Here is a 21,966-nt window from a genome sequence, read left to right as displayed (position 1 = left end):
AAGTTGGTCCCACCCCTTCCCATCCCGAACAGGACCGTGAAACAACTCTGCGCCGATGATAGTGCTGCAACCAGTGTGAAAGTAGGTTATCGTCAGGCTAGTTATATAGAAGAGCCCCGCCCAGTGATCTGGTCGGGGCTTTTCGCATTCCCGGGCCATTTGTTCAGCGCGGCACTGCCGCGCTTTACTACCTAAAAACCCCCACCAGCCAGAACGCGCTCAAGATCGCGCTCTGTGCCAGTGGGGGTTTTTTTCGTCTGTCACATCCATGTAACCTATCGTCGCTAAGCTTTCCTCTTTTTCAACTGAGGCTAGCTACGCATGAAAAACTTTTCCCTGATTTCGCTCGCCGTATTCTCCGTGCTGGCCGGCTGCGGTGGCAGTAGCGACACGGCTACGCCAGCCAAAACGCTGACCACCGGCGTGTTCCTCGATGGCGCCGTGGAGAACCTGGACTATGTCGCCGGCACCGCCGCGAAAGCCAGCACCTCGGCCAAGGGCGAGTTCACCTGCTACGCCGGCGATACCGTCAGCTTCAGCATCGGTGGCATTGCGTTGGGTAGCGCGCCGTGCGCCGCCACCATCACGCCGCTGCAACTGGCCGGCGTGACCGACGTCAAAGACAGCAAGGTCGTCAACCGCCTGCTCGCCCTGCAATTGCTGGACGAAGACAGCGATCCATCGAACGGCATCAAGATCGCCGCTGATGTAAAAACCGCACTGGCCGCCAAGAGCGCGGACTTCTCCATGGACGCCGCTGCCTTCAACACCGCAATGAGCGCCAATCTGGCCGCCGCTGGCGCCAAATACGCAACGCGCACCATCGATGACAGCCGCCGCGCTTTGGTGCGCGAGCACTTCGAAGATACGCTGGCATCCAAAGTCGGCACGCCAGTCGTCGAGTCGTTCACGCAAACCACGCCGCTCGGAGCGGTCGCCGTCAGCGTTACGCGCTACCAGATACAGGCAGCAGCCAACTACTACGTGCCGTATGAAGGCAGCAACGTCAAGGTCAAGGAAGAATTCCCTCTGGGCTTCCTGCCATCCTACGGTTCGTCGCTGGCCTTCAAGGGCACCAACGCCAACGGCGACCTGGAGTTCTACGGCCTGACCGATCGCGGTCCGAACGGCGACGGTCCAAACCTGCCAGCGCTGATGGGCGGCGGTGCCACCGGCGCCAAGATATTCCCTTCGCCTAGCTTCACGCCGTCGTTCGGCGTGATCACGGTCGGCAAAAGCGGCGCGGTGCTAACGTCGTCCACACCGATCAAGGTCTCCGCTACCGTCAACGCTTCCGGCCTGCCGGTGGCACCTGGCGCAGTGGGTAACTCGGCCGAGCTGCCGGTGATGGACGCGATGAAGTACGACGCCGCCAGCAAGGCCACCTTCAACGCCGGCGGCCTGGATACCGAAGCGATCGTCGTCGACAAGAAGCGCAACGTGCTATGGGTCTCCGATGAATATGGTCCGTTCATCGTCAAGCTCGATCCTGCCACCGGCATCATCCTCAACAAATACGCGCCAGGCAGCGGCCTGCCGGATATCTTCCTGAAGCGCCGCGCCAATCGCGGCATGGAAGGCCTGACGCTGGACACCAGCACCGACAAGCTGCACGGTTTCCTGCAAAGCCCACTCACCGACGGCAACGCGACCTACTCGGTGACAGGCAAGAGCGAGGCGATCGAACGCTACGCGCGCTTTACGCGCTGGGTGGAATTTGATCCAAGCACCGGCACCTCGGGCAAGATGTACGCGTATCCACTCGATGCCGCCGACTACCAGGACGGCCGCACCGGCAACGCCAAGCTGGGTGACCTGGTCGCGCTGGGGAATGGCAAATTCATCGTGATCGAACAGGGCGCGGCGCCGAACGGCAAAGTGTTCAACAAGTTGATGCTGGTGGAGATAGGCGCGGCGACCGACATCGCCGCTGCAAGCTACAACGTCAAGACCTCGGACCTGGAGAAGAGCAGCATGGGCGGCGTGGCGGTCAACGGCGCCGACTGGAAATCGGTGACGACGCTGAAGAAAACGCTGCTGCTGGATTTGAACGCGGTCGGCTGGCAGGCGGAAAAGGCTGAAGGCCTGACCATCGTCGACGGCAATACGCTGGCACTGTCGAACGACAACGACTTCGGTATGAAAACCAAAATCTTCACCGCGGATGGCGTGGCGGTGAACGATGCGGATGTCACCAAATGCAATGTCGATGCGGCGGGCGTCATCGTCAGCAGCACCGCCGCGGGCTGCAATGCCGCAAACACGATCCGCGTTGCACGCGGCGAGGACCGCGAGCGGCCAAGCCGACTGTGGCTGATCAAATTCACCAAGGCTTTGACCTCGTTCTGATGCAAGGGGCGGGCCGGCCAGGCCCGCCAATGTTCTAGCCGCACAGGCGTTGTGCAAGGACGCCACAGCGTCACGGCAGTGTCACAATATTATGGGATATTGAAGGTTTGCTCACACAATATCCGGGACAAACCATGTCGATCGCGCTGTCGAAACCTTCTTCCGCCATTCAATTCCTACTGCTCGCCGCAGCAGTGCCGTTGAGTGTTTCGGCCGCCAATCCGGTGATCGTCTTCCCCGGCACGCTGAGTAATGCCAACACCGATGCGCAAACGCTGGGCAAAAACCAGACCGGCACCATCACCAGCAGCGGTTCGTTGATTGTCGGCGGCAGCGCGGTGGCGGTGACCATCACCGACAAAAACGCCACGCTGAATAACCAGGGCCTCATCAGCCAGACCGGCAACGGCCGCGTGATACGCGATAACACCGGCGTCACCGGCCTGACCATCATCAACGGCAGCGCCCCCAACAGCGGCGCGAAAATGCTGGCCGCCGACGGCGACGTGATTCAGATGAACAAGGCGAATGCCAGCGTCACGCTGACCAACTACGGCTCGATGATCTCGGCGAACGCCAGCGCGGGCGGATCGCAGGCGGTGGATTTTTCCACGATCACCACTGGTGCGAACATCGTGAACAACTACGGACTGCTTCAGGCATGGGAGGCGGACTCCGTGCGTCCAGGCGTGGGCGGCATGGTGAACAACTACGGCTCCATCGTCTCGATCACCAAGGCAGGCAGCGGCAGCGACGGCATCGATGCGCAAAACAACAGCGGCGTAGTCATTGTCAACGGCGCGACAGGTCTGCTCGACGGCGGCCGTCATGGCATCACTGGCGGCCAAAAGGATGGGACGCAGTCCTTTGCGATGAACATCACCAATGAGGTGGGCGGCATTATCCGTGGCAGCAACGGCTCTGGCGTCAACCTGGACGGCTTTAACGGCAAGCAGATCGCCACCATCAGCAATCACGGCACCATCATCGGCACAGGCGTGACGGGCGACGGCGACGGATTGGATATCGACGGCATCGCCAATGTCACCAATACCGGCATTATCCGCTCTGCCAACGCCTTCAGCGCGCCGGCCGACGGACTGGCATTCAGCGAAGGCTTGAGCGTGGGCGGCGGCGTGATCTTCAACTCCGGCACCATTGAAGGCCTAGTCTCGACAGGGAACAGCAACGCTGTTGGACGCGGCATCACATTGGCAGGCAACGATATCGCCGGCTCGCCAGGCAGTCGCGAAGGCTTGTACGGCAACGCCACCATCACCAACCAGAACGGCGGCCTGATACGCGGCCAGAGCGACTCGGCCATCGTCACCGTCGGCGCGGCCAGCGGCTATGTCGTCACCATCAACAACAACGCCGGCGCCACCATCCAGGGCGGCGGTTCCACCAATGCAGCCATCAAGACTGGTTCCGACAATACCTTCATCGTCAATGCAGGCTTCATCAACGGCGTCAGCAGCGGTAAGGCGATTGAGATGGGCAGCGGTAAAAACAGCCTGACCATCACCGGTGGCAGCATCGTCGGCAGCATCAACGGCGGCACCGGCAACGGCAACACGTTGGTGGTCAGTCCTGGGGCGGGCAACAGCTTCGCGTATGCCGGTTCGATCTCCAGCTTCAGCAACGTTGAAATCAAAAGCGGCACCGTGGCGCTGTCGGGTGTGAGTACCTACAGCGGCGCGACGCAGCTTAGCGGCGGTACGCTGGTGTTGGACGGCGTGAATCGCCTGTCGGCCAACAGCGCCCTGGTGTTCGACGGCGGCACGCTGCAACTGACCAACGCCGGCGGCGCAAATGGCCAGACTTTCGCCAGCCTGTCGCTGACGGACAGTTCGTCGGTGCTGCTGGGCGGCTCGTCGCTGACCTTCAATGGCCTGGGCGTAGTCGTCGACGGCACGACCCTGTCGTTCACCGAGGCCGCATCGGGCGTCTACGCATTCCGCCTGTTGGGCGACGTGACCGGCGATGCAGGCTTCCTGCAACTGGTGGGCGCCACAAGCGTCAACGGCCTGGCGGTACGCTATCGTTTCGACGGCGCATACACCGACGTGACGGCTGTGCCGGAACCTGCCAGCTACGTCATGCTGTTTGCCGGCCTGGCGATGGTGGGTGCCATGGCCCGCCGCCGCAAATAAGCGCGCTAGGCGGGGCTGCCTTTGCTGATGCTTTCGCCATCCTCCTGGCGCAATGACCAGAAGGTCAGCGAAGACAGGATGGTGAGTACCGCCAGCGTCAGGAAGGCGTGATGCAGCGCGCCGGTGAGCGCCAGCCGGTTCGATTGCGGAAGGTCGCCCAGGAACCAGCCGGTGACCAGCGAACCGGTGGCCAGGCCAAAGCTCATCGACAGCTGCTGCATCGAGCTGGCCATGGTGCTGGCCATGCTGGAATCCGCGCTATCCACATCGGCGTAGGCGATGCTGTTCATGGCGGAGAATTGCAGTGAATTGAAGAAGCCCAGGCACAGGCTGATCATCACGATCATATACAACGGGGTTCCCTGCTGGACGAATGAATACAGGCTGATGGTCAACCCGATCAGCACCGTGTTGACGGTCAGGACCTGGCGGTAGCCAAAGCGGCCCAATACCCGCACCGATATGAACTTCATGCCCATGGCCGCTGCGGCGGACGGCATCATCAGCAAGCCCGATTGCCATGCCGGCAGTCCCAATCCAAGTTGATACAGCAGCGGCAGCAGGAAGGGCAGGCCACCGACGCCGATGCGCGTGATGAAGCCGCCGACCACGGACACGCGGAAGGTGCGTATCTTGAACAGCGCCAGTCGCAGCAAGGGGAACGCCGTATCCCTGGCATGCCACACATAAGCCGCCAGCAGGCTGCAGGCGATGAACAGCAGCACCGTGGCGGACGTGATATCGATCCGGTGTTCGCCGAAAATCTCCAGCAGCCAAGACAGCAGCGCCACGCCGGTGCCGAACAACACGAGACCGACCAAATCCAGCGGCCGTGTGCCGTCGCCGCGATAGTCCGGCATGTAGCGGTGCGCGAGGAAGATCGCCACCACGCCGACCGGCACGTTGACGAAGAAGATGTCCCGCCACGTCAGCCAGTGCACGATCAAGCCGCCGATCGTTGGGCCGAGCAGGGGCCCGATCAGCGCCGGAATAATCACGAAATTCATCGCCGCCAGCAGTTCGGATTTGGGGAAGGTGCGAACGATGGTCAGGCGACCGACCGGCATCATCATCGCCGCGCCCAGGCCTTGCAGCAGCCGTGCCGCCACCAGCATCGGCGAATTGACCGACAAGCCGCACAGTACCGACGCCACCGTGAATATCGCCACGGCACTCATGAAGACGCGGCGGGTGCCGAAGCGGTCGGCCATCCAGCCGCTGATCGGGATCGACACCGCCAGGCTGAGGATGTAGCTGGTGACGACCGCTTTCAAACTGAGGGGAGTTACTTGCAGACTGGCCGCCATGCTGGGGATCGCCGTGTTGACGATGGTGGAGTCCAGCTGCTCCATGAACAGGGCGGTAGCGACCACCCACGGAAGGTAGCTCTTGGCGGCGGATGTATTCATGTCCACGATTGTCACACAAAAGCCACAGGACGGTCATAGGGCCGTCATGAATCGGGCGTAAGTTGGCGCTCATCGAAATGGCCGATGGAGTTGATATGGACGCTAAGTCGCTGTTCCCTGGTCGTCGTGGTTTTATCCGTCAAATGGGGGCTACCGCCCTGCTGGGCGTGGGCGCAGGTGCGGGCCTGGGCGGTTGCAGCAGCACGGCCGCCAGCATCGCCGATGACGCCGCAGTCGGGTTCGATCATGGCGTTGCCAGCGGCGATCCGCTCGGCGACCGCGTGATCCTGTGGACCCGCGTGACGCCGCGCCGCAGCGACGAGAACGGTGACATTGCCGTGCGCTGGCAGATGGCGACCGATCCGGGCATGCAGGCCGTCGTGGCCAATGGCAGCGTGACCACGTCGGCGCAGAGGGACTACACCGTCAAGGTGGATGCCGCCGGCCTGCTGCCGGGCCATGTCTATTACTATCAGTTCGCAGTCGACACGGTGAAGTCGACTGTAGGACGCACCAAGACGCTGCCGCGCGGCGATGTGCGGCAGGTCCGGCTGGCGGTGTTCTCCTGCTCGAATTATCCATCCGGTTACTTCAACGTCTACGCCGATGCCGCGCGCCAGGACGATGTCGACGCCGCGCTGCACATCGGCGACTACATCTACGAATACGAAAGCACCGGCTACGCCTGCGGCAATGCCGAGGCGCTGGGCCGCGTGTCCGAACCGCGCGAACTGCTGCTGCGGCTGGAGGACTATCGCCGCCGTTACGCACAGTACCGCACCGATCCTGATTTGCAGGCGGTGCATGCAGCGATGCCGTTCATCGCCGTGTGGGACGATCACGAATTCGCCGACGATACCTGGCGCGACGGCTCGGCCGAGCACAAGGCTTCCGAGTTCGGCCCCTTCACGTTGCGCAAGGTGGCGGCGATGACCGCGTACCACGAGTGGATGCCGATCCGCGCACCCGACCCGGCCACGCCGGAGAAGATCTACCGTTCCTTCGACTTCGGCGGCGTGGTGTCGCTGCACATGCTCGATACGCGCCTGATCGGTCGCGACCAGCAGTTGATGATGTCCTCCTACTATGACGAGCATAAGCGTTTCGACGTCGAGAAGTACAAGCATGATGTCTGTTCGCCGCGCCGGCAGATGATGGGTGCCGAGCAGATGGCGTGGCTGGAGCGGCAGGTCAAGGATTCCCAGGCGCGCTGGCAGATGCTGGGCCAGCAGGTGCTGATGGCGCGCATGGAGTATCCAACCGCCGTCGCCATGGGGGAATGCAATTGCACCGACTACTCGGCGCTGAAGAAGCGCGCCGCCGCCGACCCTTCTTGCGTCAGCGGCCGGGAAAAGCGGTGGCTGTCCGCGCCGACGCTTCCCTGCTACATGGACTCATGGGACGGCTATCAGAACGACCGCGAGCTGGTGTTCGCCATGATGCAGCGCCATCGCAAGAACATGGTGGTGCTGGCCGGCGATACGCATAACGCCTGGGCCAGCGATCTGCACGACGCGCAAGGGCGCCAGGTGGGGGTGGAGTTTGCAACGGCGTCGGTGTCGTCGCCGGGGATGGAGGGCGCCTATCCGGACCGTGATCCAGAGGATGTGGCAAGCATGATGGTGGATTTGATCGAACCGCTGTACTACGCGCAAACCAGCAAGCGTGGCTACATGATCGTCACCGCCAGCCATGAGCAGGTACGCTGCGACTGGCGCTTCGTCGACACAGTATTCAAGCACGAGTTCACGGCGGCGACGGAGCGCAGCCTGCGCACTTTGCCGGGACCGGGCAACCGCAAGATCGAGGAGTGCAGCGGCGCTTAAACTTCGCTTGCGGGATTGTCCCAGCGGTCTTCGAACATGATGTCGGACAGCGGCCGGCGCTGGTCCCATTTTTCCAGCTCCAGCATCGGCGCGGTGTAGAACTCATGCACGTGGCCGACGCACAGCACGGCGATCGGCTGGCTGCCGTCCGGCATGCCGCAGATGTCGCGCAACTGCTGAGGATCGAACATCGACACCCAGCCGGCGCCTATGCCTTCCGCACGGGCGGCCAGCCAGAAGTTCTGCAAGGCGCAGGCGGCGGAGGCCAGGTCCATCTCCGGCATGGTGCGGCGGCCGAATACATACTGATCGCGCTTGTCGACCAGGCCGACCACCAGCACCTCGGCGCACGCCAGTATGCCTTCCACCTTGAGCTGCATGAACTCCTCGGCGCGTTTGCCCAGCGCTTCGGCGGTCTTGATGCGTTCCTCGTTCACGTGCTTGTGGATCTGCGTGCGCAGCACGGGATCGGCGATGCGGATGAAGCGCCATGGCTGCATCAGGCCAACGCTGGGGCCATTGTGGGCGGCCGCGATGAAGCGCTCCAGCTGTCCGGGCTCCAACGGACCTGGCTTGAAATGGCGGACGTCGCGCCGTTCGCGGATGGCGCGGTAGACGCCATCGATTTCGGCCGGAGTGAAAGCGTGTGGGCTGATGGTGCTCATGCGGTTGGCTCCTTGTCGTGCAACGCCAGCAAAGCGTCCATTAGAGGCTGGGTGGCGTCGGCTATGCGGTCCAGGCTCGCTTCGCGCAATGCGCTGGTGTCCACTGTGTTTTGCGTATGCAGGCCGGCCCAGCGCAGCAGCGCGCTGTTGGCTTGCGGCGTATCGAACAGGCCATGCAGGTAGGTGCCGAGGATCTGGCCGTCCGCCGAGCGCGCGCCTTCGGGGCGGCCATCGATGATGAACGCCGGCTTATCGAGCGCGCTGCCGGTAGAGGTTCCCATGTGGATTTCGTAGCCGCTGACGCTGGCCTTGTCCTCGTCGAAGGCGCACACGCCCTGTACCTGGACCAGCCGTTTGTCGGCTGTCATTTCGGTGTTCATGTCGAGCAGGCCGAGTGCCTGCGACGTGCCGGCCGCGCCCTCCATGCCCAGTGGATCGGTCACGCTGTGGCCCAGCATCTGGAAGCCGCCGCAGACGCCGATCACCTTGCCGCCGTAGCGCAGGTGGCGGGTGATCTGTTCCGGCCATCCCTGGGCGCGCAGCCATTCAAGATCGCCGCGCGTGTTCTTGCTGCCGGGGAGGATGATCAGATCGGCCGCCGGTATCGGTTCTCCCTGGCGTACGAAGCGCAGGTCCACGTCCGGGTGTGCGCGCAGGGCGTCGAAATCGGTGTGGTTGCTCATGCGCGGCAGGCTGGGGACCACGACGCGGAAGGCGCCGCGCGATGCCTGTACCGGCTGCACCGCATCTTCGGCGTCGAGGAAGAGACCATGCAGATAGGGCAGTACCGCCAGTACCGGCTTGCCGGTTTGCTGCTCCAGCCATTCCAGGCCCGGCTCCAGCAGCTTGATGTCGCCCCGGAATCGGTTGATGACGAAGCCGATGGTGCGCGCGCGTTCGCTCTCAGAAAGACAGGACAGCGTGCCGACGATGTGCGCGAACACGCCGCCGCGGTCGATATCCGCCACCAGTATCACCGGACAGTCGACCTTTTCGGCGAATCCCATGTTGGCGATGTCGCGGTCGCGCAGGTTGATCTCCGCCGGGCTGCCCGCGCCCTCGACAATCACGCTGTCGTACTGCGCCAGCAGGCGATCGTGCGATTCCAATACCGCCTGCATCGCCACGGTTTTGTATTGATGATAGTCGCGCGCGTTCATCTCGGCGCGGACCTTGCCGTGGATGATCACTTGCGCGCCGATGTCGCTCGACGGTTTGAGCAGCACCGGGTTCATGTCTGTATGCGGCGCCACGCCGGCGGCGATGGCTTGCAGTGCCTGGGCGCGGCCGATCTCGCCGCCGTCCGCCGTGACGGCGCTGTTGAGCGCCATGTTCTGTGGCTTGAATGGCGCCACGCGCACGCCTTGTCGTTTGAGCAGCCGGCACAGGGCGGCGACGACCGTGCTTTTGCCGGCGTCGGAGGTGGTGCCCTGAACCATCAGGGTTGAATAGGGAAAGCTCATATCAATTCTTGCGGCGCTGTCGCACCAGTTCCAGTTTTTCGCACAGGGCGCTGGTGCCGGCGACCATGCGCGGGCCGGCGCGGTTCAGCAGTTCTCCGTCGAGGGTGAACAGGTTGTCGCTGCGGACCGCCTTCATCGTCGTGTACGGGCGCCACAGGCCTACGCCGCCGTAGTTCTTCTCGCTGGTGCCGAAGATCGCTTCGGGATCGGCTTGCAGCACTGCCTCGTTGCTGACCACCGGCGCCGTCACCTTCAGGTCGGCGAAGATGTTCACGCCGCCGCACAGGCGCATGGCGTCGCTGACGATGGAGGTGCCATTGAGCGTGTAGAGCGGTTTGTCCCACACCTGGTAGAACATCCGCACCGGAGGGCGGTTGCCATACTGCTTGGCCAGCGCAGCGAAGTGCTGGCGGATCTCGGCGGCGACAGGTTGCGCGACGCTCTCGGTGCCCATCAACTGGCCGAGGCGCTGCACGTTGTCGGCGATGCCATCCAGTTTCGTCGGCTCGCTGTGGAACATCGGGATGTTCAGCTGGCGCAGCGTTTCGATCTGGCGCTCCGAGGCGCCGTGCAGCCAGACGACGATCAAGTCCGGCTTCATGGCGATCACGCGTTCCATGTCGACCTGACGGTTGTCGCCGATGCGCGGCAGCTTTTTCGCCGCTTCCGGGTAATCGCTGTAGGTGACCGCGCCGACGATCTTGTCGCCGCCGCCGGCCGCGTACAGCAGCTCCGTCACGTGCGGCGCCATGGCGATGATGCGCTGCGCCGGCTTTTGCAGCGTGACGACGTTGCCGTCGTCGTCGCGCACCGAGATGGCGGCGCTGGCGCTGCCGGCCATTGCCAATGTCGTCAGGCTGGCCAGTAGTTTGATCGTCAGTTTGTGCATGCGGGTTCCTTGTTGTTCCATTCTTTTAGTGCCATCTCCAGTCGCTGCCATCCAGGTTCGTCGGGGGGCAGGCCGAGGCGGATGCCGCGTGCAGCTTGCTTGAACAGCCGCACCCAGATGCCGCGTTCCGCCATGTGCTGCCAAAAGGTTTCCGCGCGGTCTTCGCTCCACCACTGGAATAGCGCCGTGCCGGTAGAGTGGATGTCGTGTATCGCCAGCAGGTGCCGCAAGCGATCGCCGCTCGCCAGAAGCTGTTGGAGTGTATTGGCTTGCCACGCCTGGTCGCGCAGCGCAGCGAGGGCGATGTGCTGTGCCGGGCCGCTGACGGCCCAAGGGCCCAGAAGGTCCGCCAGTTCGCGCAGCAGGTCCGCATGCGCGGCCACAAAGCCCAGCCGGATGCCGGCCAGTCCAAAGAATTTGCCGACCGATCTCAGGACGATCAGGCCCGGACGACCGCTGTGCGCGGCGACGCTGTTGTGCTGCGCCGTATCGCCAAACGCTTCGTCGACCACCAGCCAGCCGCCGCGCGCCGCCAGCCGGTCCGCCCATTGCAGCAACTGGGCGGCGGGTACGCTGGCGCCGGTCGGGTTGTTGGGATTGCAGACGACCATGACGTCGCTGTTCGCCACTGCCGCGTCCAGCGCTTCATACGGTGTTTGCGTTAGCGTGTGTCCATGGTCCTTCCAGTGGTGCGCGTGCTCCGCATAGGATGGCGCTGCGACGGTTACGCGCGAAGGATTGCGCAGCCGGGGCAGCGCTTGGATGGCGGCCTGCGTGCCGGCTACCGGCAGCATCAACGGTGCGCCGTAGTAGGCGGCTGCGGCCAGCGCCAATTCGGGATCGGCTTCCGGCAGGCGGTGCCACGCGTTGCCCGGCAGCGCAGGCGCCGGATACCAGTGCGGGTTGATGCCTGTCGACAGGTCGAGCCAGTCGTCGCGGCCGAAGCGCAGCGCGGCATCGCGCAGGTTACCGCCGTGTTCAAGCATGTGCCAGCTCCGTCCATGCGGCGACCGTGCAGGCAACGGCCAGCCACAGCGCCGTGGTGCGCGCGACCAGGCGCCATGCGCGGCCGATATCGGCGCCGGTGGCGGCTTGTCCTTCGCCCAGCGGTGGACGGTGTTCGACTTCGCCGTCGTAGATGGCGGCGCCGCCCAGTTGCACGCCGAGCGCGCCGGCCCCGCTGGACATCACCGGTCCGGCGTTCGGGCTGCTCCAGGCCGGGGCTTGCGTGCGCCAGCACTGCCAGGCGCGCAGTTTTCCTTGCAGGCCGGGCGCCAGCAGCACGTAGGAGAGGGCGGTGAGGCGCGCCGGGATGTAGTTCAATGCGTCGTCGATGCGGGCGGCGGTGCAGCCGAACCGCAGCAGCCGCGCGGTGCGGTAGCCCCACATCGCATCGAGCGTGTTCGCCATGCGGAACAGCACCGCGCCGGGGCCGCCAGCGACGATGAACCAGAACAGCGTGCCGAAGACGGCGTCGTTGCCGTTTTCAAGCAGGGATTCGGCGCTGGCCTTGGTCAGTTCGATCTCGCTGGCGCCGGTGGTATCGCGGCTGACGATGCGGGCGGTCAGCAGGCGGGCATTTGGCAGATCGTTTTGCGCCAGCGCCCCGGCGATGGGCAGGTTGTGGTCGCGCAGGCTGCGCAGACCGAGGCAGAAGTAAAGCATAACGGCATGCGCGAGCCACGGCAGCGCGCCATTGGCGCCCAGCAGCCGGACCAGCAGCGCGGCGAGGGCGGTCAACGGCAAGACGGCCAGCGCCCAAGCCAGCGCGCCGCGCCAGAAGCGCAGGCCGCCGCGATTGAGACGGCGTTCCAACATCATCGCCAGGTTGCCGAAGCCGACCAGCGGATGCCAGCGGCGCGCTTCGCCCAGCATCAGGTCGAGCAGCACGCCCGCCACCATCAGCACGGCGATGACGCCAAAGCTCAAGCCTGTCAGCACGGCGTTCCTTTTAACACCAGCGGCAGGCCGGCGGCGACGAACACTGCGCGGTCGCACAACGCGGCCATGGCCTGGTTCAGTCGTCCCTGTTCGTCCATGAAGCAGCGCGAGATCGCGCCGAACGGCATGATGCCCATGCCGACTTCGTTCGATACCAGCACCACGTCGCTGGTGCATTTGGTCAGTGCGCTGGCCAGCATGTCCTGCTGCTCGTGGAATAGCGCGGGCAGCGTGATCTCGCCCACTTCCGGATAGGTCTCGCCGCTGCTGAACAGCAGGTTGCTGAGCCATAGCGTCAGGCAGTCGACCAGTATCAAACGGTCCGGCGAGGACCAGCGCAGCAGCTGGTTGCCCAGTGCCAGCGGCTCTTCGACGGTGATCCATTCGCTGGGGCGGCCGGCGCGGTGATGCGCGATGCGCGTCGCCATCTCGGTATCGCCGGCGGTGGCGGTGGCAATGTAGACGATTTCCTTACCCGACTCGATGGCCAGTCGATCTGCATAGCCGCTTTTGCCGGAGCGTGCGCCCCCCAGAACCAGTGTACGTGTCATGCTTCGCTCCTAGAAAACAGGGCGGCAACCGCCGCCGGATTGGATGGAAAATAAGCGTGAAAATATGAAGCTGTCAGCGAGCCGACGCGATACCAGGCTTCACCCTGGATGGCCGACGGATGCTTGATAGTGTACGCCGCTGGCGCCACTGCTGTCTCCAGCCTGGAGTAGCGGAAGGTATGGCCGCGCAGGACGCCTTGCTCCGTCGGCAGACCCTGCGATCCGAGGCCTGCCAGGCGCGCCTGCATCGCCACCGCGCCAGGTAGCAAGCCGGCCATTGCCCACACCGCGCCCGCCTGGTCTGCAAGGGTGTCGGCCAACGCCATCATGCCGCCGCATTCGGCGACGATGGATGTGCCGGCGGCATGGGCCGCGCGGATCGACGCTTGCCACACCCGGGCCTGCGAAAGTGCTTCGGCGTGCAGCTCTGGATAGCCGCCGGGCAGATATACCGCGTCCGCTTCGGCCGGTATGGCTTCGTCGGCCAGCGGCGAGAAGAATTTCAGCGTCGCGCCCAATTGGCGCAGCGTATCCAGGTTGGCCGGATAGATAAACATGAAGGCTGGATCGCGGGCGATGGCGATGGTGCGGCCAGCCAGCAGCGGCGCTTGCGGCTCCGTCGATGGCGGAATCTCGATGCGGACCGGACGCAGACGCTCCCAGGCCGCTTCGTCGAACACCAGCTGGTCCGCCAGATTGTCGAGCAATTGGTCGATATCGAGGACTTCGCCCGGCAGCACCAGGCCGAGGTGGCGCTCGGGCAGCGATTTGGCCTGGCGCGGCAAAGTCGCAAACAGGGGAATGTCGCGCAATGACGCGGCCACCATCTTGGCGTGGCCTTCGCTGGCGACGCGGTTGGCGATCACTCCCGCCATCTCCACCGGCCCATAGTCGCGCAGGCCGTGGACCAGCGCACCGGCGGTTTGCGCCATGGCGCCGGCGTCGATCACCGCCATCACCGGCACGCCGAATTCGCGCGACAAGTCGGCAGACGACGGCGTACCGTCATACAGGCCCATAACGCCTTCGATCAGGATGACATCCGCTTCGGCGGCGGCCTGCGCCAACTGGCTGCGGCACAGTTCATGGCCGACCATCCACAGGTCCAGCGAGCGCACCGGCGCGCCGCTGGCGCGTTCCAGCAGCATTGGATCGATGAAATCCGGACCGCATTTGAACACGCGCACGCGCTTGCCCTGGCGCGCCAGTTTGCGCGCCAGCGCGGCGGTGACTGTGGTCTTGCCCTGGCCGGAGGCGACGGCCGCCACCAGCAGGGCTTTGACTTCGACGTGCGTCGTCATTACCACTCGGTTCCAAGTTGCGCGCCGATGCCGGCCTTGAAGGCGTGCTTGACGACTTCCATTTCGGTGACGGTATCGGCGATGGCGATCAGCTCCGGCGGCGCTCCGCGCCCGGTGATGACGACATGCTGCATCGCCGGACGTGCCAGCAGATCGTTGATGACGGTTTCCACGTCCAGGTAGCGGTACTTCAGGGCGATATTCAGTTCGTCGAATACCACCAGGCCGATGTCGGGATCGGCCAGGAAGCGTTTCGCCTGTTCCCAGGCCAATTGCGCCTTTGCGATATCGCGTTCGCGGTTCTGGGTTTCCCAGGTATAGCCTTCGCCCATCGAGTGGAAGCTGATCTCTTCCGGGAAGCGGCGCAGGAACAGCTCTTCGCCGGTCTGCATCGCGCCTTTGATGAACTGCACCACGCCGACCTTCATGCCGTGGCCCATGGCGCGTATCGCCATGCCGAAGCCGCTGGAGCTTTTGCCCTTGCCGTTGCCGGTGTTGACGATGATGATGCCGATCTGCTTGTCGGCGGCGGCGATCTTGGCGTCGATGATGGCCTTCTTGCGCTCCATGCGCACGCGGTGACGTTCGTTCAGCGCCGCGGTTTGTTCGTCGATGTCGCCGGAATTCTGTTGGGTCATGCAAGGTCCTCTTTGGGGATAAAGATGCTGCGTGTGCCGTGCTGGATGATGTCTATCGGATGGCCCAGGTATTCGCCCAGGATCTCTGCCTGCATCACTTCCGCCGTGGTGCCGGCCAGCCAGCGGCCATCGCCCATGAGCAGCAGCGCGTGGGTGGAGACGCTGTGTGCCAGCGTCAGGTCGTGTCCTATCATGACGGCGGTCTTGCCCTGCTCGCGGCACAGGCGGGCCAGCAGGCCCATGACGCTGACCTGGTGCGCCAGGTCCAGCGCGTTGGCCGGCTCGTCGAGCAGCAGCAGCGGCGTATCCTGCGCCAGCATGGCGGAGATGGCCACGCGCTGGCGTTCGCCGCCGGACAAGGTGCGCACGTCGCGCTCGGCCAGGTCGGCCACTTCCATCGCTTCCAGCGATTTCAGCGCGATGGCGTGATCGTCGCTGCCTTCCCAATAGCGGTTGCCGTGATAAGGGTGGCGCGCCGACAGCACGGTTTCGATCACGCTGTAGGCGAAAGCGTCGCTGCGGCTCTGCGCCAGGAAGGCGCGTTGGCGCGCCAGTTCGGCCAGCGGCCAGTCGGACAGTTCGCGCTCCTGGATGGCGACGTAGCCACCGTTCGGGTCGCGCAGGCCGGCCAGTGTTTTCAGCAGTGTGCTCTTGCCGGCGCCGTTGCGGCCGATGATGCTCCAGCATTCGCCGTCACGCACCTGCCAGTTCAGATCCGTAATCAGCTGGCGCTGGCCGATTTTCAGGGAAAGGTTATGGGTGCTGATCATCATTTGCGCAAACGGTGCAGTTGGTACAGGAAGACCGGCGCGCCGATCAGCGCCGTCAGTACACCGACCGGCAACTGCTGCGGCGCGATGATGGTGCGGGCCAGCGTGTCCGCCAGCAGCAGGAAGGTGCCACCGGCCAGTGCGGCCGCCGGAATCAGTACGCGGTGGTCCGCGCCGACGGCGAAGCGGCAGGCATGGGGCACGATCAGGCCGACGAAGCCGACGCTGCCCGCGCTGGTGACAGCGCTGGCGGTCAGCAGGCCGGATATGAAGAACAGGCCTTTGCGCAACGCGCCGACGCGGATGCCCAGCGTGGCGGCGGCTTCGGCGTGCAGCGCCATCACGTTCATGGAACGGGCGCTGCGCAGGGCGAATACCAGGCCGCCGGCCAATACGATCCAGGGCAGCGCGCGCATCGGCGCGCCGGCCAGGTCGCCGATCATCCAGAACACCATGCTGCGCAAACGGCTTTCAGGAGCGATGGAGAGCATCAGCGTCACCATCGCCATGCAGGCGGAGGACAGGATGACGCCGGTCAGCAGCAATAGAGCGGTGCCGCCTTCGGCCGCCGCGCCGCCGCGCAGGTCGCGCCGGGCCAGCAGATACAGCATCATCGAGACGGCGACGGCGCCGCCGAAGGCCGAGGCGTCGACCATCCAGATGGCGCAGCCGAACAGCAGTGCGGCCAGGGCGCCGACGGAAGCGCCGGCGGAAATGCCCAGTACATACGGGTCGGCCAGTGGATTGCGCAACAGCGCCTGCATCATCACGCCCGCCAGCGACAGGGCTGCGCCGGTGACGAAGGCGGTCAGCGCGCGGCTCAGGCGCAGGTCGAGCAGGGTGGAGGCCAGCGTCTGGCTTTGGCCATGCAGCAGTTCATTGACTGCCGCGGGAATATCGGAGAGAGGAATCGAGACCGAGCCGGTCATGCCCGAGAAAACCAGGCTGGCAAACGCGAACAGCACCAACCCTGTCAGAGTGACGGCGGCACGGCGTCGCAGATTGCGGGAGAAAGAATGCATGCACTGCTTTCAAAAAAGAGAGACTGCCGGGCGCGCGGCGTATGCGCCCCACGCCCGGCAGGTTACACCATTACTGCTTACTTGTAGCCGTAGCGGATACCGGCAAACAGCTTGGACATCGGCGTGGCGTAATTGCGCGCCAGGTCGTACTGCTTGTCGCTGATATTATTCCAGCGGACCAGCGCCGACCAGTCGCGGTTGAAGTGGTAGGTCGCGTACAGATTGACCAGTCCATAGCCGCCAAGGCGGACCTCGTTGGCGGCGTCCTCGTAGCGGTCGCCGGACAATTCCAGTTCCACGCCGGCCTTCAAGGCGCCGGCGCTGTAGTCGGCCATCAGGTTGCCGTGCTTTTTGGCGCGGCGCTGCAGGCGTTTGTTGTTGGTTTCGTCCTTTGGATCTTGCAGGTCGACGTTGGCGGCCAGGTTGAAGCGGCCCAGCTGCTGGCTGGCGCCCAGGGTCAAGCCTTCAAGCAGGGCGTGGTTGACGTTGTAGGCGCAGCCACTCTTTGCACCGGTGAATGGGCATGGCTTGGTGTTCACCAGCAGGTCGGTCAGGCGGTTGCGGTAATAGCTGGCGCTCAGCGCGGTGTTGCCGCTGTCGTAGCGAAGACCGATTTCCGCATTCTTGCCCAGCTCCGGTTTGTTGTTACTGTTACCGTAGCCTGGGTAGTACAGTTCATTGTAGGTCGGTGCGCGGAAGCTGGTACCGTAGCTGGCGGTGGCGCGCAGTACCTGCGTGAAGTTGTAGCCGTAGCCCAGGGAGCCGGTGTTCTTCGAGCCGTAGAGCGATTTGTCACGGCGTATGCTGGCGTTGAACAGGTTGGCGCCGCGGCGGGCGTTATAGGCAGCGGCGACGGAATTGGTGGTGCGCTGCGGGTCGGCCAGTTTGAAGCCGTTGGTCTCGACTTCTTCCTTGCGATGGTCGTACAGCAGTTGCAGCACGTCGGCGCCAATCAGCACATCATTCTGCCAAGTGAAGTCGGTTTGTTTGGTGTTGATCTGCGAGTAGCCAGATGCGGCCGCGCTGGTGTAGGTCGCGCCGTTGTCCTTGGCTTGAGAGTATTGCACCAGGCTTTGCCAGGCAGGCAGGATCTGGTTCTTGCTGTAGATGGCCGCGTTGTCGAGCTTGGCGTTCGAATGGACGTCGTACGGCGATGAGCCGCTGTCGTACTGGGAATAGAGTTTGCTGTGCAGGAGCAGCGCACCGATTTCCTGGCCTTCTGCCAGGCGCAGACTGAATTGGGCCGCCGCGTTTTCGCGATCGTAGCCGTCTTTGTCGGCGTTATACGAGGCGCTGGCAGGACGGGTGGACGAGAAACCGTCCGACTTTTCCTTGCCGGCGCTGATCGCGTAGCTGAAGCTGTGCTCACCGCCGGTGGCGCCGGAGAGCGATACATCGCCTTCGCGGGTGTTGTCGGTGCCGTAGCCGGCGAAGGCGGTGAACGCTGGCGCGCCCTGGCCCTTCTTGGTGAAGATCTGGATCACGCCGCCGATGGCGTCCGCGCCATACAGGGAGCTCAGTGGGCCGTAGACGATTTCGATATGGTCGATGGCGGTCAGCGGAATGGCGCTCCAGTTGGCGGCGCCGGTGGTCGACGAACCGATACGCACGCCGTCGACCAGCACGAGATTCTGGTTGCTGTTGGCGCCGCGGATAAACACGGTGGCGTTGGTGCCGGAGCCGCCGTTGCGGGCGATCTCGATGCCGCGCTGGCGTTGCAGCAGGTCGACGATGGAGCCGGCTCCTGATTCGGCGATTTGCTCGGCGCTGATGGTGACGCTGTCGCTGATCACGTCGGACAGGGCCTGCGGGCTGCGGGTGGCGGTGACCAGCACGGTGCCGGCGATTGGTTCTGCGTGCGCGCAGGAGGCGGCCATTGCCAGCGCCAGCGACGTCAGGGCCGCAGGACGGGAGATACGAAGGGTCATGATGTAATTTTTCTGTTAATAGCAACCGGCCGACGTCCCCGTGGGCCAGATTGAACAGAAGCGGATAACTGAGAGATGCGTGTTCGCGCACATCCCGTTCGCTCGCTTCCACCTGATTTGGCCGGTATCCGGGCTGGCAAGTTAGACCACCTCACCTTCCCATGCAGAGCACAGTGGTTTGTCAGAGGAGGTTTGTCGCGCATCAGCTGCGACACTTGCTTACCGTTGCGGGGGCAGCACATGTGGACTCTTACAGAGCTTCATGTTTCCCGTTTAACTGCGCATCTGGACAGACGCGCGGGCACCAAAACCCGGTCATTATACGGGTTTGTGCGGCGCCGGTCATGGGGTGGCGGTTTAGTTTTGCAGTACCAGCGTGGCGCCGTAGGCGATTTGATGCGGATGGCGGGCCGCTTGCAGCGCCATTTCGGCCGGCGCCAGGCCGGTATGGCAGGCCGACAGCAGGCGCATCGCGCCGGCGTGGCAGATCACGATGGCGTCTTGCTGCTGGCGCTGGAGGTCGGCGTAAAAGGTGGCGATGCGGGCGGCCATGCGCAGCAAGCTTTCGCCGCCGCCGGGGCGGTAGTTGACCAGGTCCGCGGCCCAGGCGTCGATGTCGGCGCGCGCGATATCGTCCCAGTGGCGCAGTTCCCAGTCGCCGAAATCGATCTCCGCGATGCGGGCGTCCAGCAGCGGCGCTGGCGATAGCAACGGCGCCGCCAGTTGCGCCGCCAATGTGGCGCAGCGCTGAAGCGGACTGCTATATAGGGCGAGGCCTTGGGGGAGTGTGGTCGACAAGGCGGCCAGCGTTTGCGCCAGCTGGTCGGGCGCTACGGCGAGATCGCTGCGGCCGTAGCAGACGCCGGGGGCGATCAGCGGCTGCGGATGGCGCACCAGTATCAGCCGCATGGCGTTACCAGGGCAGGGCGCCGTGGCGCATGCTGGCCAGAACGCAAAGGTAGAACGCCACTTCGCTGAGCTGCTGTACCGCCCCGAGGCAATCGCCTGTATAGCCGGCGATGCGGCGTACGAATTTTCGGGCCAGCCAGGCGGTGCCGATTGCGGCGGCGGCGATGCCGGTCGCCAGTGCGGTCCACGTCAGCCATCCGCAGGCGATCATCGCCAGCGCGGGAATGGCGGCGCTGGCGACGGCCAGCGCGAATTCTGCGGTGCTCATCTTTTGCGCCAGTGGCTTGGCCTTGCCTTCCGCACGTGCGTAGTCGAGGCGCCAGATCAGCGAGGTTGCCATTAATCGCGAAAGCGGATGGGCGACGAGGAGCGCGGCAATCGCCGCCAGCGGAGACAGCATGGAGAGTGTCGTGCACTTGGTGGCGAGCAGGCAGATGATGCCGATGGCGCCGTAAGCGCCGATGCGCGAGTCCTTCATGATTTCCAATACGCGCTCCGGCGTCATGCCGCCGCCGAAGCCGTCGCACATGTCGGCAAAGCCGTCTTCATGGAAGGCGCCGGTGGCGTAGATGCCTGCAGCGGTGGACAGCAGCACGGCGACCGGCGCGGGCAGGAACCATGCGGCCAGCGCATACACGCCGGCCGTGATGGCTGCGACCACCATGCCGATCAGCGGAAAGTAGCGTGACGCCTGGTTCAGCCACGCAGGGTCGAAGCCCACCCAGCCGGGAATCGGCAGGCGGGTAAAGAACTGGAGCGCGGTGAAGAACAGTCGTAGTTGGTGCACGGCGCTTACTCGAACTTTTCGCTGACGTGGGCCGATTCGAACGTGGCCATCTGGTTCAGGAAGTTGACCGACGCATGCAGCAGCGGCAGCGCCAGCGCGCAGCCGGTGCCTTCGCCCAAGCGCAGGCCCAGGTTCAGCAGCGGCTTGGCGCCCAGCGCGGCCAGCATCTGCTGGTGGCCGTTTTCGTCGGAGCAGTGAGCGAACACGCAGTAGTCCAGGATGGCCGGTTGCACGCGGGCCGCCACCAGCAGCGCGCTGGTGACGATGAAGCCGTCGATCAGCAGCACTTTGCGCAATTCGGCTGCCTTCAGCATGGCGCCGGTCATCATGGCGATCTCCAGGCCGCCGAAGGTGGCCAGCACGTCCAGCGGCTCGGCTGCGGCGGTGTGTTTGGCGACTGCCGCTTCGACCACGTGTTGCTTGCGCAGGATGCCTTCCGCGGTGAGGCCGGTGCCGGCGCCCACGCATTGCTCGACCGGGATGCCGGTCAGCTTGTGCATCAGTGCGGCGGCGGCGGTGGTGTTCCCGATGCCCATCTCGCCGAAGCCGACCACGTTGCCATCCAGCTCTGCGGCCAAGGCCATGCCTGCGGCCAGCGCGGCCTCGCAAGTGGCGCGGCTCATCGCCGGTTCCTGCGCGAAGTTCCGGGTGCCGGGCGCCAGCTTACGGTCGGTCAGGCCGGCGCGCGGTCCAAAGTGGTGATTGACGCCGGAATCGATGATGCGCAGTTCGCAGTTGGTCTGCGTCGCGAAGACGTTGATGGCGGCGCCGCGCGCGAGGAAGTTCTCGACCATCTGCCAGGTCACGTCTTGCGGGTAGGCGGAGATGCCTTCCGCGACTACGCCGTGATCGGCCGCAAACACCAGGATGGCTGGCTTCGTGATTGTGAGTGCACGTGTGTTCTGTATAAGGCCGATTTGTTTGGCCAGCGATTCCAGTACGCCCAGGCTACCCAGCGGCTTGGTCTTGTTATTGATGGCCTTGTCCAGCAGGGCCGCCAGCGTCTCGTTGTCAGTAGTAGGGATAGTAGGAATGAACATGTGGGCGAGTTATAAATCGGTGAAGTCCTTATTTTACCCTTGCCAGCGCGGGTGCCCTTTGCTATAGTTCGCCTCCCCGCAAAACGCAGCATGCAAATGCAGCGAAGAGCGGAAAAAAGATGGTTGACGAAAACGGCGAAACGCCTCATAATCTTCCTTCTTCGCAACTGACAAACACAACGATTTGTCAACGGTTGCAAGCAGTACCGAATTAAAGTTCTTTAAAAATTTACAGTCGATAAGTGTGGACGTTTGATGAAAGTGCACACGTTGCTTAGGCAGCGTGAAACTTAAAATATCAAATGTTCACAAGAAGTAATGAAAT

18 protein-coding genes, 1 rRNA gene and 1 riboswitch are annotated in these 21,966 nt (G+C 64.0%); of the genes, 4 read left to right on the top strand and 15 right to left on the bottom strand.

Annotation, left to right across the window (positions count from 1 at the left end; all coding sequences use genetic code 11):
- The 3 genes from rrf to RUGAMON1_RS31910 all read left to right on the top strand — a co-directional run.
- Positions 1–98: ribosomal RNA gene (gene rrf, locus RUGAMON1_RS31920) — 5S ribosomal RNA — on the top strand; the annotation flags it as partial.
- A gap of 223 nt (positions 99–321) precedes the next feature.
- Positions 322–2,349: an esterase-like activity of phytase family protein gene (locus RUGAMON1_RS31915; RefSeq protein WP_445234296.1), complete on the top strand. Its 2,028-nt coding sequence runs from the start codon at positions 322–324 to the stop codon at positions 2,347–2,349.
- Positions 2,350–2,483: 134 nt separating this feature from the next.
- Entirely contained in the window at positions 2,484–4,502 is a 2,019-nt protein-coding gene (locus tag RUGAMON1_RS31910) for a beta strand repeat-containing protein (RefSeq protein ID WP_445234295.1), read from the top strand.
- A 5-nt stretch (positions 4,503–4,507) separates the two neighbouring features.
- Here the strand turns inward: RUGAMON1_RS31910 and RUGAMON1_RS31905 are convergent, their stop codons facing one another.
- Positions 4,508–5,911, bottom strand: coding sequence for a DHA2 family efflux MFS transporter permease subunit (locus RUGAMON1_RS31905; RefSeq protein ID WP_445234294.1), 1,404 nt, complete (start codon positions 5,909–5,911; stop codon positions 4,508–4,510).
- A 95-nt stretch (positions 5,912–6,006) separates the two neighbouring features.
- On the opposite strand from RUGAMON1_RS31905, the gene RUGAMON1_RS31900 reads away from it, so the two are divergent.
- On the top strand, positions 6,007–7,737 hold the full coding sequence (locus tag RUGAMON1_RS31900; protein WP_445234293.1) for an alkaline phosphatase D family protein: 1,731 nt from the start codon (positions 6,007–6,009) through the stop codon (positions 7,735–7,737).
- Here the strand turns inward: RUGAMON1_RS31900 and bluB are convergent.
- The 14 genes from bluB to cobT all read right to left on the bottom strand — a co-directional run bounded on the left by bluB (position 7,734) and on the right by cobT (position 21,641).
- Positions 7,734–8,402, bottom strand: a complete 669-nt coding sequence (gene bluB, locus RUGAMON1_RS31895) for a 5,6-dimethylbenzimidazole synthase (RefSeq protein ID WP_445234292.1) — start codon at positions 8,400–8,402, stop codon at positions 7,734–7,736. The genes RUGAMON1_RS31900 and bluB overlap by 4 nt on opposite strands.
- Positions 8,399–9,865, bottom strand: a complete 1,467-nt coding sequence (locus tag RUGAMON1_RS31890; RefSeq protein ID WP_445234291.1) for a cobyric acid synthase — start codon at positions 9,863–9,865, stop codon at positions 8,399–8,401. Before RUGAMON1_RS31890 ends, bluB begins: the two co-directional genes overlap by 4 nt.
- Position 9,866: 1 nt before the next feature.
- A complete protein-coding gene (locus tag RUGAMON1_RS31885) occupies positions 9,867–10,754 on the bottom strand; it encodes a cobalamin-binding protein (protein ID WP_445234290.1) in 888 nt (295 codons plus the stop codon).
- Positions 10,742–11,740 (bottom strand): threonine-phosphate decarboxylase CobD, encoded by a 999-nt coding sequence (cobD, locus tag RUGAMON1_RS31880; RefSeq protein WP_445234289.1) that lies wholly within the window; start codon positions 11,738–11,740, stop codon positions 10,742–10,744. The genes RUGAMON1_RS31885 and cobD overlap by 13 nt, the downstream gene beginning before the upstream one ends.
- A complete protein-coding gene (cbiB, locus tag RUGAMON1_RS31875) occupies positions 11,733–12,695 on the bottom strand; it encodes an adenosylcobinamide-phosphate synthase CbiB (RefSeq protein ID WP_445234288.1) in 963 nt (320 codons plus the stop codon). The genes cobD and cbiB overlap by 8 nt, the downstream gene beginning before the upstream one ends.
- Positions 12,689–13,246, bottom strand: a complete 558-nt coding sequence (gene cobU, locus RUGAMON1_RS31870; RefSeq protein ID WP_445234287.1) for a bifunctional adenosylcobinamide kinase/adenosylcobinamide-phosphate guanylyltransferase — start codon at positions 13,244–13,246, stop codon at positions 12,689–12,691. The genes cbiB and cobU overlap by 7 nt, the downstream gene beginning before the upstream one ends.
- Positions 13,243–14,547: a cobyrinic acid a,c-diamide synthase CobB gene (locus tag RUGAMON1_RS31865; RefSeq protein WP_445234286.1), complete on the bottom strand. Its 1,305-nt coding sequence runs from the start codon at positions 14,545–14,547 to the stop codon at positions 13,243–13,245. Before RUGAMON1_RS31865 ends, cobU begins: the two co-directional genes overlap by 4 nt.
- Complete coding sequence (gene cobO / locus RUGAMON1_RS31860; RefSeq protein WP_445234285.1) at positions 14,547–15,185, bottom strand: cob(I)yrinic acid a,c-diamide adenosyltransferase; 639 nt, start codon at positions 15,183–15,185, stop codon at positions 14,547–14,549. The genes RUGAMON1_RS31865 and cobO overlap by 1 nt, the downstream gene beginning before the upstream one ends.
- Entirely contained in the window at positions 15,182–15,955 is a 774-nt protein-coding gene (locus RUGAMON1_RS31855; RefSeq protein WP_445234297.1) for an ABC transporter ATP-binding protein, read from the bottom strand. Before RUGAMON1_RS31855 ends, cobO begins: the two co-directional genes overlap by 4 nt.
- Positions 15,955–16,977: a FecCD family ABC transporter permease gene (locus RUGAMON1_RS31850; protein ID WP_445234284.1), complete on the bottom strand. Its 1,023-nt coding sequence runs from the start codon at positions 16,975–16,977 to the stop codon at positions 15,955–15,957. Before RUGAMON1_RS31850 ends, RUGAMON1_RS31855 begins: the two co-directional genes overlap by 1 nt.
- Before the next feature lie 77 nt (positions 16,978–17,054).
- A complete protein-coding gene (locus RUGAMON1_RS31845) occupies positions 17,055–18,905 on the bottom strand; it encodes a TonB-dependent receptor domain-containing protein (protein ID WP_445234283.1) in 1,851 nt (616 codons plus the stop codon).
- A gap of 102 nt (positions 18,906–19,007) precedes the next feature.
- A riboswitch (cobalamin riboswitch) is annotated at positions 19,008–19,229 on the bottom strand.
- A gap of 33 nt (positions 19,230–19,262) precedes the next feature.
- Positions 19,263–19,814 (bottom strand): histidine phosphatase family protein, encoded by a 552-nt coding sequence (locus RUGAMON1_RS31840; protein ID WP_445234282.1) that lies wholly within the window; start codon positions 19,812–19,814, stop codon positions 19,263–19,265.
- A 4-nt stretch (positions 19,815–19,818) separates the two neighbouring features.
- Positions 19,819–20,601: an adenosylcobinamide-GDP ribazoletransferase gene (locus tag RUGAMON1_RS31835; RefSeq protein WP_445234281.1), complete on the bottom strand. Its 783-nt coding sequence runs from the start codon at positions 20,599–20,601 to the stop codon at positions 19,819–19,821.
- Positions 20,602–20,606: 5 nt separating this feature from the next.
- Complete coding sequence (gene cobT / locus RUGAMON1_RS31830) at positions 20,607–21,641, bottom strand: nicotinate-nucleotide--dimethylbenzimidazole phosphoribosyltransferase (RefSeq protein WP_445234280.1); 1,035 nt, start codon at positions 21,639–21,641, stop codon at positions 20,607–20,609.
- Positions 21,642–21,966 lie beyond the last annotated feature (325 nt).

This window comes from Duganella rhizosphaerae (assembly GCF_040364205.1).
Lineage (GTDB): Bacteria > Pseudomonadota > Gammaproteobacteria > Burkholderiales > Burkholderiaceae_D > Rugamonas > Rugamonas rhizosphaerae.
Note: the sequence above shows the minus strand (reverse complement) of the source record. Positions and strands in the feature narration are given on the sequence as shown.